The 14,105-nt window shown below is 50.0% G+C and carries 13 protein-coding genes and 3 pseudogenes; 1 reads left to right on the forward strand and 15 read right to left on the reverse strand.

Annotated features, from left to right (window positions below; all coding sequences use genetic code 11):
- Positions 1–109: 109 nt before the first annotated feature.
- From B5G33_RS15840 to B5G33_RS15905, 13 genes and pseudogenes are all read right to left on the reverse strand, one after another.
- Positions 110–406: pseudogene (locus B5G33_RS15840) on the reverse strand (VirD4-like conjugal transfer protein, CD1115 family); the annotation flags it as partial.
- Positions 403–872, reverse strand: a pseudogene (locus B5G33_RS15845) (PcfB family protein). The pseudogenes B5G33_RS15845 and B5G33_RS15840, both read right to left, overlap by 4 nt.
- A gap of 91 nt (positions 873–963) precedes the next feature.
- The gene (locus B5G33_RS15850) at positions 964–2,013 is read right to left on the reverse strand and encodes a hypothetical protein (RefSeq protein ID WP_087418358.1); all 1,050 of its coding nucleotides are present in this window, start codon (positions 2,011–2,013) and stop codon (positions 964–966) included.
- Between the two features lie 14 nt (positions 2,014–2,027).
- A complete protein-coding gene (locus tag B5G33_RS15855; RefSeq protein WP_087418315.1) occupies positions 2,028–2,741 on the reverse strand; it encodes an antirestriction protein ArdA in 714 nt (237 codons plus the stop codon).
- Between the two features lie 4 nt (positions 2,742–2,745).
- A complete protein-coding gene (locus B5G33_RS15860) occupies positions 2,746–3,831 on the reverse strand; it encodes a DNA cytosine methyltransferase (RefSeq protein ID WP_087418316.1) in 1,086 nt (361 codons plus the stop codon).
- Positions 3,818–4,174: a DUF7768 domain-containing protein gene (locus B5G33_RS15865; protein ID WP_204247416.1), complete on the reverse strand. Its 357-nt coding sequence runs from the start codon at positions 4,172–4,174 to the stop codon at positions 3,818–3,820. The genes B5G33_RS15860 and B5G33_RS15865 overlap by 14 nt, the downstream gene beginning before the upstream one ends.
- A 307-nt stretch (positions 4,175–4,481) precedes the next feature.
- A complete protein-coding gene (locus B5G33_RS15870; RefSeq protein WP_330396715.1) occupies positions 4,482–5,855 on the reverse strand; it encodes a ParB/RepB/Spo0J family partition protein in 1,374 nt (457 codons plus the stop codon).
- Positions 5,856–6,019: 164 nt separating this feature from the next.
- Positions 6,020–7,012 (reverse strand): hypothetical protein, encoded by a 993-nt coding sequence (locus B5G33_RS15880; protein ID WP_087418318.1) that lies wholly within the window; start codon positions 7,010–7,012, stop codon positions 6,020–6,022.
- 153 nt (positions 7,013–7,165) lie between these two features.
- Positions 7,166–7,363 carry a helix-turn-helix transcriptional regulator gene (locus B5G33_RS15885; protein ID WP_087418319.1) on the reverse strand — a complete coding sequence of 66 codons (198 nt, stop codon included), beginning with the start codon at positions 7,361–7,363 and terminating at the stop codon, positions 7,166–7,168.
- On the reverse strand, positions 7,350–7,721 hold the full coding sequence (locus tag B5G33_RS15890) for a DUF3796 domain-containing protein (RefSeq protein ID WP_087418320.1): 372 nt from the start codon (positions 7,719–7,721) through the stop codon (positions 7,350–7,352). Before B5G33_RS15890 ends, B5G33_RS15885 begins: the two co-directional genes overlap by 14 nt.
- Before the next feature lie 143 nt (positions 7,722–7,864).
- On the reverse strand, positions 7,865–9,073 hold the full coding sequence (locus tag B5G33_RS15895; RefSeq protein ID WP_242974725.1) for a sensor histidine kinase: 1,209 nt from the start codon (positions 9,071–9,073) through the stop codon (positions 7,865–7,867).
- Between the two features lie 136 nt (positions 9,074–9,209).
- Positions 9,210–9,887: a response regulator transcription factor gene (locus tag B5G33_RS15900; protein ID WP_087418322.1), complete on the reverse strand. Its 678-nt coding sequence runs from the start codon at positions 9,885–9,887 to the stop codon at positions 9,210–9,212.
- Between the two features lie 524 nt (positions 9,888–10,411).
- Positions 10,412–11,392 (reverse strand): serine hydrolase domain-containing protein, encoded by a 981-nt coding sequence (locus B5G33_RS15905; RefSeq protein WP_087418323.1) that lies wholly within the window; start codon positions 11,390–11,392, stop codon positions 10,412–10,414.
- A gap of 512 nt (positions 11,393–11,904) precedes the next feature.
- On the opposite strand from B5G33_RS15905, the pseudogene B5G33_RS15910 reads away from it, so the two are divergent.
- Positions 11,905–12,117, forward strand: a pseudogene (locus tag B5G33_RS15910) (hypothetical protein); the annotation flags it as partial.
- A gap of 127 nt (positions 12,118–12,244) precedes the next feature.
- Here B5G33_RS15910 and B5G33_RS15915 read toward each other — a convergent pair.
- Both B5G33_RS15915 and B5G33_RS15920 read right to left on the reverse strand, forming a co-directional pair.
- Complete coding sequence (locus B5G33_RS15915) at positions 12,245–13,177, reverse strand: AAA family ATPase (protein WP_087418324.1); 933 nt, start codon at positions 13,175–13,177, stop codon at positions 12,245–12,247.
- 60 nt (positions 13,178–13,237) lie between these two features.
- The gene (locus B5G33_RS15920; RefSeq protein ID WP_087418325.1) at positions 13,238–14,062 is read right to left on the reverse strand and encodes a class B sortase; all 825 of its coding nucleotides are present in this window, start codon (positions 14,060–14,062) and stop codon (positions 13,238–13,240) included.
- Between the last annotated feature and the right edge of the window lie 43 nt (positions 14,063–14,105).

Consider the following 14,105-nt stretch of genomic DNA (forward strand, 5'->3'; position numbering starts at 1 on the left):
GTCGCCTACGGAAAGGCGGGAGTAAAGGGCTGTGATTTTGTTGTAATCATTCATGTGCATATCCTCCTGTGCGTCCATGTAGAGTTCTTTACACTTAAGATTATGCACTCCAGCGGGCGGTGCCGTACTCCGCATCCCGCCGGAATTTCTTTGCCTGCTTGATTTTGGACTGTATCAGCAGATACACCCCAGCCGCACCGGCGAGGCCCACCAGCAGGTCAATGCCGCCCAGTCCCGGCCAGTAGGTTTCAAAGGCTTTGGGGAAGGTGTCGAGCATCCCCATGAGCTTTGTCCCGAATTCTGCGCCGGGCGCGATACGGTAGGCCGTCCCGATTTTGGAGAAAAACCAGAACACAAAGAGGTACGGCAGGTTGGGGAGCACATATTTTCTGATCTTGTCACTCAACGTCCGTCCTTCACCGCCTCTCTGGTCCGCTGCTTCTCCTTCGGCTTCGTCCTGATCTGCTCCGTGAGCTTGCGGAGCTGGCCGAGGATAGAAGTCTTGTCCTGGTCTTTGTTCAGCACCTTTGTACTGTATTTCTGGAAGGCCGCCGTGATGGCGTCCGCCTGATTGGCTTTGAAGAACAGCAGGTAATGGCCGGGGCTCACTTTATGGAAAGCGTAGTCCACATGGAACTCCTTCGCTATCCGGTCAAAATCCTTCGGCGCACCCACATACTGCATGGCGTTTTTGCCGCCGTAGTGGTTCATCAGCTTCTTCACGCTCTGGCGGCCCTGCGGGGTCAGCGCCTTCCGGTGGTGCTTTTGCAGCGCCCGAACCACCTTATCAAGAGCGGCGGCCAGCACTTTTCCTGTCAGCTTTGCCGTCTTGATCGAAAGGGCAACTGTTTTTGGTTTACTTCTTCCTGCATAAAACCTCCTTTCCGTCAGGGCTCCCGGTAGACGGGAGGCCCCCGTACACTCCGGGGCAACAGAAAACCTCGGGCCAATGTGGCCCGAGGCTTACCGCTCGGCATCCCTGCCGGACGGAGCTTTCTTTTCCGGCTCCGTCTGGACTTTTTCGCCCTGTTCCCGCATGGTCTGCAAGATAGAGGGCTTCTTTTGAAGCTGGGAGGGCTTTTCGCCGGACAGCGGCTTGATACATTCCAGACGGTCAGCCGCCCGGATGGCGTTGTCCGTGAGCTGCCGCTGCCATGCGCCCACGCTGGGAGCCCAGCGAAAGCCGTTGCTTTTCAGCTCGGCCCGGGTGTCCGCGTCAGGCTTTCCATCAAAGAACACCTGCAAGCGGTTGTCCTCCCGGTTCATTTCCACACGGCCCCCGTCAAACTCCCAGCCGGAAAACTCCCGCTGCGCCTGTTTGGAAAGCTGTTCGATACGGGCCTTTACCCGGCGGATCTCCGCGTTGTTGTTGGTAAGCTGGTAGCTTTCAAAGGGCCTCGGGTGGCTCCGCCAGCTTGACGCCATGCTGGCTTTCAGCTTTTCGATCTGGTCAGGCGACAGCAGCGCACAGCCGTCCAGCTTGCCATGCTTGCGGTAATAAGCGTTGACCTCCTTCATAATGAGCTGGGAGCGTTCCAGTCCGTCCAGCTTTTTCTGGAGCTTTTCAATGGCCGCAGGGTCATCGGCGCTGATACCGCCCATGCCGGTACTGCGTATCTTATCCAGCAGCCCTTGAATATGCCGCCATTCCTCCATGTTGCTGTCCCGCGCCCGGTTCTGTTTTTCCTTTTTTCCAACCGGGAAATTGGAAGGCCCGGCGATCAGCACAGAGGGAACCCTCGCGTCAATGGCAAAGCCCTGGTTCATGTTTTCGGCCAACTTGCGGGCGTAGGTGTCTAACAGATGGTCGATCTTCTCATGGTACATGGGGTCCACCCGGGATTTTTGCTGTTCGGCTATGGCTGCGGCCTTGTCCACCATTGCCCGGTATTCCGCCGTTGCGCTCCCTTCCTTATAGTCGGAAAAGCTGTTCATTTCCTTTGCCCGGCGGGCGGCCCCTTCATTGATGGGGTAATAGTTGATGGTATGCACCTCCTTCATGCTTCGGGCCAACATGGCCCGAAGTCTTACCGTTCCTCATGGGAAGGCCCCGCCTTGTCCTTTTGCGGAGCGGGCGGAGCCTCTTGAAACCGTTTGAGCGCGCCGAGAATGGAGTAGACGGGCTCGGCCTTTTCGGGATAGGCAAATACCCGGTGTTCCGGCGGTATGTCCTGCGTCCCGTGGTAATGCTCCTTGAAGCCCACCGGGTCCGCCGCCACATAGCCACCGGGAGCGAATACGCCGCCCTCGTTGATACGCATATCCCGTCCGTATGCCTCATAATCGAAGTAGCCTTGAATGTGCTCCGGTATGTCGATGGTCCCCAGCTCGTCGGCGTACAGATGGCCCAGCCCTTCATCATCGGAAATATCCGGGTAAAAGCGGTAGAGGTCAAGGTTCTGCGTCAGGTTGATTAGGTCCTTCACGCTGCCCGTGTGTTTTCCCAAGACAAGAGCGGCCTCAAAGGTTTCCAATCCGCCCCTGTCCCGTACTTCCAGCAGGGCATGGCCCAGCTCGTTCAGCTCGTCGATGTTCTCGTACTCGTCCAGATAGTCGTACAGTCCCAGCACATCGCTGTCAAAGCTGGTAATAAACACTTCGCTGTACCGCTTTCCGTCTATCCCGATTTTGGCAAGGGCAGCCTGTACCTCCTGTGTGGTCGTGGGAAAATGTACCGTTGTTCCCACTTCAATCCCCATCATGGGGTACAGGGCCGTGTTGGTTATATAGGCTTCAAACATGGGCTCAATCCTCCTTTCCGGCCCTGTCTGCCAGCACTTCATAAATCCCGGCCATGATGTAATCGGCGCAAGGGAGAGCAATCGCATTTCCCAGCGCCTTGTAGCGTTGCAGAGGCCGGATTTCCTCGCCGTCCGCCCCGTACTTTGTCCAGCCCTCCGGCAGCCCCATCAGCCGCTCACTTTCCGTTTCCGTCAAGAAGCGGATACAGCCGCCGTCCGGGTCGCCCTCGTACCAAAAGGCGAAAGGCGTCACGTCGCTGGCTAAAAGAGTGGGAAAAGGGTCAGTTGGTAATCCGAAGCTGTTTCGGAAGGCGGTTTCTTCCTGCCTTTTTGCCGCTCCCCGCATACGGAAGCATTGAAAGGGGTGGATGACTGGTATTTGCCGCCCTGTTTCAAAAGAAGATGTTCGATCTCCTTCGGCGGCGGTCCGCCCGCCCTCTCGGCAAGGCGGAGGAAGTGGGAGCATTGGACGGGGCTTAAATAGTATGTCGGCGGCACGTTTGCCTCTAAAATCCGCCACGATGAAAATTCGCTGCCTTCGCGCCAGCCTTCGGGAGCCTGCCCAATACTGGGCGTCCATGAGCCGCCAGCACACATCAGGCGTTCCCCCTCGCACCATTCCGGCGTTTCCCCATCTTCCAGAAGGAGGCATTGGAACTTCGGTGTCCGAGAAGGCGGATAGGACGGCTCTAAAATCCATCCGGTCATTTGTAGAAAACGCTCCCATGACGTTTTCCCAAACAGCGATAGCTGGATATAGGTTATCAGTGGCATCCCTCATTTCCTGTATGATACGAAACGCCTGATAAAACAGGCTGGATTTTGCCCCGGCAAGGCCGGAGCGGTTGCCGATCAGAGAAAGGTTCTGACAGGGAGAGCCGAAGGTTATCACATGAACAGGCGGGATTTTCCCGCCGTCCACCTTCGTAATGTCCCCCAGGTGCGCCATATCGGGAAAGTGCCTTTTGGTTATGGAGATCGGCGCTTTTTCAATCTCGCTGGCCCACACCGGACGGATACCGCAGCGGGAGGCCGCCAGAGGGAAAACGCCTATCCCGTCAAAAAGGCTCCCCAGCTTAATGTCCGGCATGGCCCGGGCCGCCGTGTCCCTTCACGGCAAGAACCCCGTCCAGCGTAGTAGCCGCGATACCCAGCCGCCCGGCAACCGCAATATCGTTTTTCACATCCTCGTCCACCGCACCGCCGCAGACGATCAGGGTGTGGGAGCGCCGCAGCATATCCCGGCGCATATCAATCCCGGCCTTATGTTCCTCGGGAACGCAGTCATTCAAGAACAGCGGAAGATACAAAAGCGGGCAGATAGGGGAAAAGCCCGCCTCATAGGCAAGACGGCAGTAGTGGGCCGCCAGCTCCATATCAATATCCGGCTCACCGCTCCATGCGGCGGTCAGATAGGCCAAAGGTCGTTTCATTGGTTCAACCTCCATTTCTTTCTGATTTGCGGAAAGCAAGGTTTCGCCCAACCCCTCCGCCCCTTCCCCCGGGAAGGGGGACGGCTCTGGAGAATTTATATCCCCGTCGCTTGTCCGGGAAAAAGCATAACCGGGAGAAATCCGTCAAGGGTGCCTCTGGCACCGCCTGCGGCGGCGTTGCCCTTGACTGATTTTCCCGGCTATGCTACGGAATAACTGGCGACGGGGAATAATTTATATCTCCAGAGCTTCGGGGCGCGGGGCAGCGCCCCGCAATCCTCGGGCCATCTTGACCCGAAGTTTCGGCTTACTTTTCCGGCTCGGTTTTCTTCTCCGGCTTTTCGTGTTCCTTCTGCTGGCCCTTCCAGTCGTCCAGCAGCTTGATGATCTGGTCCTTCATTTCCCTCGGCGTGGTTTCCTTGCCGAAGTATTTGCTCAGTTCCGCACCCGTCAGAATCACTTTGTCTACCTCCTTTTTGTCCTCCATCATAATGCCGTCGATCACATCCCCGTTGAGCAGCTTTTTTTCGTCCAGCTCCCGCATACGCTTTGCCTGCGCCTGCGAAGGCGAGGACTGCTGGCTGTCGATGGCGACGGCGATATAGTTCTGGTTCTTCTTGCCGATGTAGGAAAGCTCCACCGCCGTAGTGAAGCCCAGCTTTTTCTCGTCCATCAGCTTCATCAGGTCAGGAACCAGCTCATTCAGCCGGATATACCGCTGTACCTGCTTGACGGCCATCTTGTTCCGCTCGGCCACAATCTCGTTGGAGCGTTTGCCTGCGTCCTTCGGGTCAATCTGGCCCGAAGTGCGGGAGCCCTGGTGCTTGATGGCCTCAAGCTGCATTTTCAGAGCTTTGGCCCGCTCGCTGGGGAGGATTTCTTCGCGCTGGTTCAGATTGTCCTCCACCATCTGCGTGATGGCTTCATCGTCCGTCAGGTTGCGGACGATACAGGGCATATCCGCATATCCGGCAAGCTCGCTGGCCTTCTGGCGGCGGTGGCCGGACACGATCTCATAGCCGCCATCCTCACGGGGACGGACGATAGCGGGCTGGGTAACGCCCTTGTCCTTGACGCTGGACACCATAGCCCGCATTTCTTCATCGTCCCGGACCTCAAAGGGATGGTTTTTGAAGGCGTGGAGCTCGTTCAGCTTGATATATACGATCTGTTCCTCGCCACGGCGGGGAGCCTCCTTCGGCCCCTCGGGTTCCTTCGGAGCGGGAGCGGCCTGCACCGTGGGAGCCGCTTTTTTCTCCGGTTTCTCTTTGGGGGCCTTTTCCTGCTTTTTCTGTGCGGGGGCTTTGGGCTTCGGAGCGGCGGCCTTGTCCTTATCCTCTTTCGGAGGACGGCCCCGGCGCTTCGGCTGCTCGGGCTCTTTGGGCTTTTCCTGTTTTCCTTCGGCCTTTTTCGGAGCCTCCGGCTGCTTTTCCGGTTTCTCCGTTTTTGCCGGGGCAGGCTTTTCCCCGCCGGAAGCTGCCGCCCGTTCCTCGGCTTTCTTTCCTTTCATAATTTCAGCGAAGTCATAGACGGACACCTGCGGGCTCTTTGCCTGCTGTTCCGTCTTTTTTTCGGCCTCCGGGGAAGTAGGCGTTTTCTCCGGCTCGGGCGGAGTTTCCTTGCCCGGCCCGGTATCCGTTACCGACTGCTCCGGCATTTTCGTGGTTTTATCATCTGCCATAAGCATTTACCTCCTGTTTTTGGGCGTAAAAAAAGGGGCTCAACTTTTCAGTCAAGCCCCCGTGGGAAGTTCCTCCTTTCTCCGCCAAGATACAAAAATACCGCCCGTAGTCTCGTTTGGGCGGTACTTTGTGTAAGATTGGCAGTCCATTATTAAGTTTTTTATTATGTTCCCTTTGTACACCGTTGCATTAGAATAACAATGCTCAAAGCAGAGGCAATGGCAATCAGCGCCACAGCCAGGTTTTGAAGATTTTGAAGCTGTCCGGCGATCTGCTCGTACTGAAAATCGTTCTCCCGGAGGATGTGGTTGTCCCAATCTATGGAGTCGATGGCCTCCACACGCTCCAGCAGTGTATCCAGCTCCAGAGGGTCGGCAATGTAAAAGGCGATCTCGCCCTCAAAAATACCCTCCTGCTGTTCCTGTAAATTTACCAGCAGATGGCTATCGGAATAAATATGATTTGCCGCTTTCCCGGCGGTGGGGGAATCCGCACTGTCGGCAGCTCCGTCACACTGGAAAATGCCCACAATCTCCACCTCGGCAAAGACCGTCTTTTCCGGGATGGTGTCAATATATTCTCCATCTTGCTGGTCTAAACCGGCGTGGGTAAGGGTGAGTACATCGCCAACTTCCAGGCTGTTTTCCGCTGCCAGTTCTGCGCTAATGAGGATTTTATTCTCATCCTCCGGCTGGATATGGCGGCCAGCAAGTAGCGTATATTCCTCATTCAGAAACACATCCGTAAGCCCAGAATCCCGCACAGCAGTTACCTGACCCATGTTGCTGGCTTCATTGTCCCCGGCACCCGGCAGGAAGTGAAGCTGTTCGCTCTTGGCATAGCCATAATGCTCTGTATTATAGGCTTTCACTTGCCCCTGGGCAGCGTCGATCACCTCGTCAATACTCTGCTGGGAGATCACGGGTGTTGTCCCCTCACTGAGGGCACCATCCTCCAAAGTCATCTGCGCATAGGGCCGGATATAAAAGGCAGCACCGATATTGGAACGCAGATCTCTGGCTGCCTGTCCTGTTCCATCCAAAACGGAAAAGCAGATCAGCAAAAGGGCAGATACCAAAAAGAAGATCAGGAAAAGAAGAAAAGCCTTTCCTTTTTTGCGGGCCAGGTAAAGGGCAGCCCGCCTGAAAACACCCATAAAAAGCACCGTCCTTTCGTTTGATGTGATTCCATCATACAAAAGGACGGTTTATTTTTCGCTTAGACTTGATTTAATTTTGATTTAGTTTTTGGAGAACTGGCAGTCAGAAATAAAAGTGAAACATCACGATTTACTCATTTCTATTATAACTTAATCCTCAACAGTAAAAATATCCTCGATTGAAACATTGAATACTTTTGCTATGTTCCACGCTAATACCAGTGATGGATTATATCTGCCTTTTTCTAAATTCCCTATGGTTTCTCTACGAACGCCCACTAACTTTGCCAAATCTTCTTGCTTCATGTCATACTTGGCCCGATACTCCTTAATTCTATTCTTTATCATTTTCCAGCCCCCACTTTTCTTTGAAACCGTAGTAAGCAGTAGATAAAGCATAGATTATAACGGATACCGCCCAGCCAAATGCAAGACCTGTTATCAGTGCTTCCTTTTCTTCTTTTATCCCAGCAAAGAAACAGACAAAAGAAACAAGTGCCACGGAAATCATTCCGCAATAAAATGCGCGTGAAGCAGACTTGTTCATGTATTCCTCCAGCATTTCATCTGATTTGATGAAGAAATATTCAAAATCAACTGCAAAGGCAAAAAAGGCAAGAAAAGACTTTGCTTCTGTGAAAATGCCAATAAAACCTAATAGAGAAAGCAAGCCCATAAGCCCATATAAATAGCGTTTTGATTTCATAAACCTATCCTCCTGTTATGCGGTATATTTCGCTCTTTATGATATAAATATACCGCATAAATGAGAGAAAGTCAACCGCTGGCAGTCAGCCACCGGCGGTTGATAGAATGATTTTCAATTTCAAATATACTATGAGGAATTCTTCACTGTAGGAATGCTGTAAACTTAACAGCATTTTCTGTATTGGCTATGTTACAGTTAATTTTATGGTAATCCAAAATAGTTTTAGTAATATACAGCCCCAGGCCGCTGCCGCCAGTGGCTTTATTCCGGGACTTTTCCACTCGGTAAAAAGGTGTGAACAGCACGGGCAAATCTTCCTCCGGGATAGAAGTGCCAGTATTGGTTACAGTCAGAACAGAGGGCGTAAGGTGGATAAAGACTTCCGCCCCTTCCGGCGAGTGACGGATGGCGTTGCTCAGGATATTATGGACGGCTTTTTCCAGAAGAGAGGCGTTACCAGATACCGTGACAGTCTCGGCAAGTTGAGAATGAACGGTGATCTGTCGCTCTTGGGCCAGCGGGAGCAGCGTTTCAGTGACTTTGGTAAGCATGTCAGACAGCGACACCGGCTCTGCTTTTCCGGCAAGGCCATCCATCTCGATTTTAGAAATCGTAAGGATTTCCTTTACCAGCCGCTCCATATTTTCTACTTCTTTGAGGGTTTCCGGCAGCACTTTTCCTGTGTCCTTATATTTTCCAATGCCCAGGATCATGCTTTCAATCTGGCCTTTTAAGATGGTGACGGGCGTTTTCAGCTCATGGGAGGCAGCCGCAAAGAAATCCCGGCGCTGGTGGGAAAGCTCGGTGATATGCTCCATATCCTTCCGCAGTTGTTCATTGGCGCTTTCCAGCTCTTTCATGGTAGTATCCAGCCGCTTCGCCATCGTGTTCAGGCTGTTTGCCAAAACACCCAGCTCATCGGTACGGTTTACCTTGCAGTCCCAGGTCATGTCTAAATCGGCCATCCGTTTTGAAATCCTACTGATCTCCAATACGGGTTTGACCATAATTTTGCTGCATAGAATCGCGCCGACAAAAGAAATCAAGAAAATCAGCAATAATATGATCGGAAAAATCTTTAGGAAAAGTGATGTTAGTTCCTGACCGGTGGGAGAAAATGAAGTAACCGTAAGAGGGTATTCCCCGGTTCGATCTTTGAAAGTTGTCGTGGCGGTATAAGTTAATGTTTTACCTTCTTCAATGCTCCCCTCAGGGACCGATCCGTAAGGAATGTTTTCACTCCCATCCGTCAGCATGACCAGTGCTTGATTATTCTGACAAAACTGTTCTATGACTTCGGGTGCATCCTCATAATTTGTCTCCGCAAGCGTTTCTACAAATCGTTCCATTTCATCGACAAATTGTGTTGATACTACCGTTGAATAACTCTTGGGGAGAATAATCATAACAATACCATAAATCAGCAAACTGCAAAGAACAAGCAGGCCGGCAATCCAAAAAAAGACCTTTGCACTTAAACTGTTCCTAATTTTCTTTACCAAGCCTATATCCCACCCCTCTGATTGTTTCAATCAAATCTGTGTCCAGCTTTCTCCGAAGATTCATAATATGGATATTGACGGTCTTTTCTTCTCCAATAAAATCATAGCCCCACACTTCATTGAGCAGATTGTCCCGTGTAAATACCCGGCCTGGGTGGAGCATAAACAATTCCAGAAGCCCGTATTCCGTATGGGTGAGGGAGACGGGCTTTCCACCAACAGAAACCAAGTGACTTTCCCGATCTAACCGGATATTTCCGTAAGAAAGTATGGCTGTGACTTCTTGACCCTCCCGTTCTTTTACCCGGCGCAGAACCGCCTCCACCCGCATGAGTACCAGCTTCACGGAGAAAGGCTTTGTGATGTAATCGTCCACCTTTAATTCAAATGCTTTGACCTGGGCTTCTTCCTCGTCCAGTGCTGTCAGCATGATAATCGGCACATTGGATTCCCGCCGGATCATCTCGCAGACCGTATATCCGTCAATTTTCGGCATCATAATGTCCAGCAGGACAAGGGAGAACGGCTTCTCCCGAAATTTTGTTATGCCCTCCAGTCCATCGCCTGCAACTTCTATATTGTATCCGGCATCCGTCAGCAGCTCCGAAAGGATAGACTGGATGGCGGTTTCATCTTCGATAACCAAAATTCGTTCAGTCAAAATATCACCTCAATCGCATTATACCATGACTTTATTTAGATTTGATTTAGAAGGTCAACTTTTTCCTTCCTAATTATACTTGAAGAAAAGTATACGAATTTGAATTTTGTATCTCCCTTTATCTTCCTCGAACATCCCATACGTCTTGGAGCTCTTAGAGTTATTATTGGGAGACGGTTAAAATACGTCAATGATCTGAGTCGGTTTGGTTAATGAGCGTCCTACAAATCCAAAGTTCCACCTGTGTTTTCAAATCTCAATCTTGTTGTGGTAGCCGGGTGTGGCCCAGTTGAAAATACCTCCTGTCTACGCATTTAAGCCGCTGAAAAGCCCGCTATTTCAGGGCTTTCCCGGCATGGTCGGCGGGCAGGCAGGACAGATTATCCAATCCCCGCCAGAGAGGACTTCAAAATGCGTAGCGGAAAACCCATAAGAAAGTGCCGGACACAACCTGCTGGCCCTGCAGTCGGCGTTTTCTTATGGGCTGTTCAGGATAGCCCAGATCAGTTTTAACTTTACAAGGCTTATAGTTTCTCCTCTATCTGTTCTTTGATAAAATCAATCCGGTCAAACACTGTCGGTTTGAAATAACTGGAAACTGCTACTATCAAATCCTTTCGGGGGTTGATATAGATAACATTTCCACTATTACCGATAGCTGCATAACTCCCCTCATTTTCATCAATAATCCACCACAAATATCCATACTTCATATCACGAAATTTTTTGCCGCAAGACAGTCTAACTATGATACTTTCTTCAAGCCATTTTTCAGAAACAATACGCTTGTTATTAAAAATTCCTTTTTTCAGACAGAGTAATCCTATCTTTGCCATTTCATCGGCAGACAAACAAAGACCATATCCAGCAGCTCCTACTCCTTTGTTATCTGAAAACCAAATTTTTCCTTTTGCTGTCTTTTCTATTGTAAACGCTTTGTGTGCCTCGGCATCTGGCGCAACATATATTTTTCTCGGTGCAATCAACAATGGCTCAAATAGAAATTTATTTGCAAAATCTACTGTTGTCATTTTGCTTACCGCTGTAATGATACCTGTGAGAATATGAATACCCAAGGTAGAATATTGAAATTCTCCGGTTATGCCGCGTCTACCGCCCAAAAAGTCCAAAGCGGCAATGCTCCAATCTTCCTGAACACATATTTTTGACCAAGGCTCCGAGTTATATTTGTAGGGTGCTGTCATGGTCAGAAGATTTTTCAATGTGACTTTTTGAATTGTCTTTTCTCCCCGCTTGATCTTGTATTCGGGGAAATAATCTAACACATAATCGTCTACGCTACCAATCAATCCTTGTTCAATGGCAATGCCAACCAATAAAGAAACAATGCTTTTTGTAACAGACATGGTATGTACTGTATCATCTACTTTGTAGCCGTTCCATGTATCGTTAAAAATCACCTTTCCATTTTGGATTATTGTCATTTGGCAGATATTTGATTGATTACAAGCAACATAATTATGAAATTCCGATAAATTTATCATTTTTACTCCTTATCTAATTTTTGTTATCACTTTAACTGTTTTTTCTGTTGATGACTTTCTACATAAAATCTTAACCTTATAAGAAATTGAAATCAACACCAATTAGTTGGAGTGTCGAATATTGGATAGTCGAATAATAGTTCGTACATGATATGCTCAATTTCTATCCATACTATCCTAAATGTATAGGAAACAGCCCATCTTAAAATGCCGGGCTCAGGGTCAGCAGGCCGCCGCATCCGGCATTTTAAGATGGAGCCGCTAATTTACTTAGTTTTCGCATTATTGGAAATATAGATATAAGCATCTTCCAATGTAATCTCACAAGGAATACTCAGAAACGATTTTTCACCGGAAGAAAGAGACTGAACGACAACGCATAGATACCTGTCTTTGGCCGCACAGAAATGAACACAAGATATTTGGGCATAAAAAAAGCAGCCCGCCGGTTGACCGGCGGGCCAAATATATCCGCTGTAATATACTGGCGTCTATTCTCGGATAGATCGCCCCATGAAATAACTCAAATGCGGCCTACCGTATTCTTTACAAACGGACAGTTGAACTCCTTGGGACAGATCATCATAGGAGGTCCTCTCGTTGGTCTTGTAGCACAACAAGTTTCTGTCTCATGGGGACTTGCCTGCACTGTATTACTATTACTGCCATCCTTATTCCTGCTCCCTATAACAGAAAGAGTAAAGAAAAATAAACATCGCAACTAACTGATTCTGTCAAAACGGATAAAAACTTTGTCATTCAGACAGGTCAGAGAAATCATAACCTTCTTCAAAAGTAGCCAGAGCACAAGGAGCCTGATGTTGTCCCTGGCTAAAAAACACAATCACCCTTCTACCGTCCAGAACTGCTGCCTAAAACCTCCTGAACCGTATCATAGTTCACCCCGAATACATAAACGGAAAAGTCTTCCTGCTGTTTTCGGTCATATTCCTCCAACGGGAAGCGCTTCAATTCTTCCCATACCTGCCGTTTTTTATCCCGCATATCGGACATGAACAGGCATCCGATTCTCTTTTGCATGTCCACAAATAGATCTTTCCCGTCCGGCTGTGTGCTCTCCTCCATTTTTTCTTTTCTCAATGAAAAAACAATCGGCTTCCCTTCTGCTGCCAGGATCGATTTTTCCTGCAGGAGCCTGCGTTTTCCTGTTCTTCCTTCCGGAAGGTCCAATGCAAGGACGCTGCTGATCTTTTCGGCAAACTCAGACTGCCAGACGGATGCCTTCTCCCCATTTGGCCCATCGGAATAAGCGGTTAAAAGTACCGCACATTCATGCTCTTTTGCCATTTTCTCCAACTTGCTGATAACCGGATACACCAATTCCGGATACCCGGAATATACATCATATTCCAGATATTCCTGGATCGGATCAATGATGAGCAGGCGAATCTTGTGGGTATCCAGCAGCTGCTCAATGCTGTTATCCCCCAATGTGATAGAGATCAGATCATGGATGGCATATACCCGGTCAAGATCCGCGCCGGCTTCCGTAAGCCTTGGATAGAGCAGATCAGACAGCGCATCGTCCGCCGTCAGGTACAGCACATTGCCCGGTTCCAGTTCTTCCATTCCTCCAAAGCATTTACGGTTTGTACAGGCTGCTGCAAGATAGGCCGCCAGCATGGATTTTCCTGAACCGGAAACGCCATGGAGGACGGTCACCCTCCCAAACGCAAGATAAGGATACCAGAACCACCGAATTGGCTGTACCCATATATTTCCCATATTTATCACTGCTCTTTCCTTCCCTTTTCCTTTAAACATTTCAAATCTCCTATTCTTTTCAATCTCACAAAAAAGCTCTCCATTTCCCGTCTTCCGCTTTTATTCCGAGGCTTCCATAACAGCTGGTGCCGTGCTCTCAGGCTCCGGGGCTGGTTCCGTAATTATCTCGATAGCGCTCTCTGCCCCTGCCGTTTCTGCCTGCTCTTGCGGCGCTGTCTTCCGGCACAAGATAATATGACGCTCCTGGTCATTTCCATTACAGGTAGACAGTGTCAAAAGTTTCTCTCCCTCGTGCATGGGAATCCCGGTATGAACAGAAACTGCGCTGCTTAATATCGCAAACTGTTCCTTCTCTAAACTGGTCCGGTAATACGGTTCTTCGGAAGCTCCAATGATCCGGTTATCCACGGCCTGGTACGTGTTAAGCCCCTGCGGCGTATACACCTGCACCGTTACTTCCCCTTCCAGAGACATCCCAAACGAGCCAAACATACTCCCATCCTTCCGGTTGTGCCCATAAAGGATGGTATTATCGTCAGAAAAATCCGGTGTATTGCGGCAGTCCATGAAAATGCAGCCGCCGCTGTGCTCTTCCCCTGTAAAGGTATGGTCCAGGTAATACTCATTATCCTCCCCCTGAACCACCGGGTAATCAAGCCCCAGTGCCTCGCACCGGATCCAGGCGACAACCTCCCCATTGATCTCTTGCAAAGCTTTAAAATCAATCGCTGCCAGCTTCTCCCCGTCTGCTGCCGGGGCATCGTTTTTTGTCTCCTCCTCTGCGTATTCCTGCAGGTCGTCATATTCCTCCACGCCTTCCTGGTACATGCACCAGATCCCTATGAGCACACAGGAACTGAAACCAAAAATCATCAGGCATACCGCCAGGATCAGGATTCCTTTGATATGTTTTATTGTAATCAATCCCCCTTACGCAACATCGGTACTGAAAAAGGGCCGCCATGTT

The organism is Blautia sp. An81 (assembly GCF_002161285.1).
GTDB classification, from domain to species: Bacteria; Bacillota; Clostridia; order Lachnospirales; family Lachnospiraceae; genus Blautia; species Blautia ornithocaccae.

Coding starts and splice junctions, on each gene's coding strand:
- B5G33_RS15855 (WP_087418315.1), bottom strand. CDS start 2,741: ATGTTTGAAGCCTATATAACCAACACGGCCCTGTACCCCATGATGGGG.
- B5G33_RS15860 (WP_087418316.1), bottom strand. CDS start 3,831: ATGCCGGACATTAAGCTGGGGAGCCTTTTTGACGGGATAGGCGTTTTC.
- B5G33_RS15865 (WP_204247416.1), bottom strand. CDS start 4,174: ATGAAACGACCTTTGGCCTATCTGACCGCCGCATGGAGCGGTGAGCCG.
- B5G33_RS15870 (WP_330396715.1), bottom strand. CDS start 5,855: ATGGCAGATGATAAAACCACGAAAATGCCGGAGCAGTCGGTAACGGAT.
- B5G33_RS15880 (WP_087418318.1), bottom strand. CDS start 7,012: ATGGGTGTTTTCAGGCGGGCTGCCCTTTACCTGGCCCGCAAAAAAGGA.
- B5G33_RS15885 (WP_087418319.1), bottom strand. CDS start 7,363: ATGATAAAGAATAGAATTAAGGAGTATCGGGCCAAGTATGACATGAAG.
- B5G33_RS15890 (WP_087418320.1), bottom strand. CDS start 7,721: ATGAAATCAAAACGCTATTTATATGGGCTTATGGGCTTGCTTTCTCTA.
- B5G33_RS15895 (WP_242974725.1), bottom strand. CDS start 9,073: ATGGAACGATTTGTAGAAACGCTTGCGGAGACAAATTATGAGGATGCA.
- B5G33_RS15905 (WP_087418323.1), bottom strand. CDS start 11,392: ATGATAAATTTATCGGAATTTCATAATTATGTTGCTTGTAATCAATCA.
- B5G33_RS15915 (WP_087418324.1), bottom strand. CDS start 13,177: ATGTTTAAAGGAAAAGGGAAGGAAAGAGCAGTGATAAATATGGGAAAT.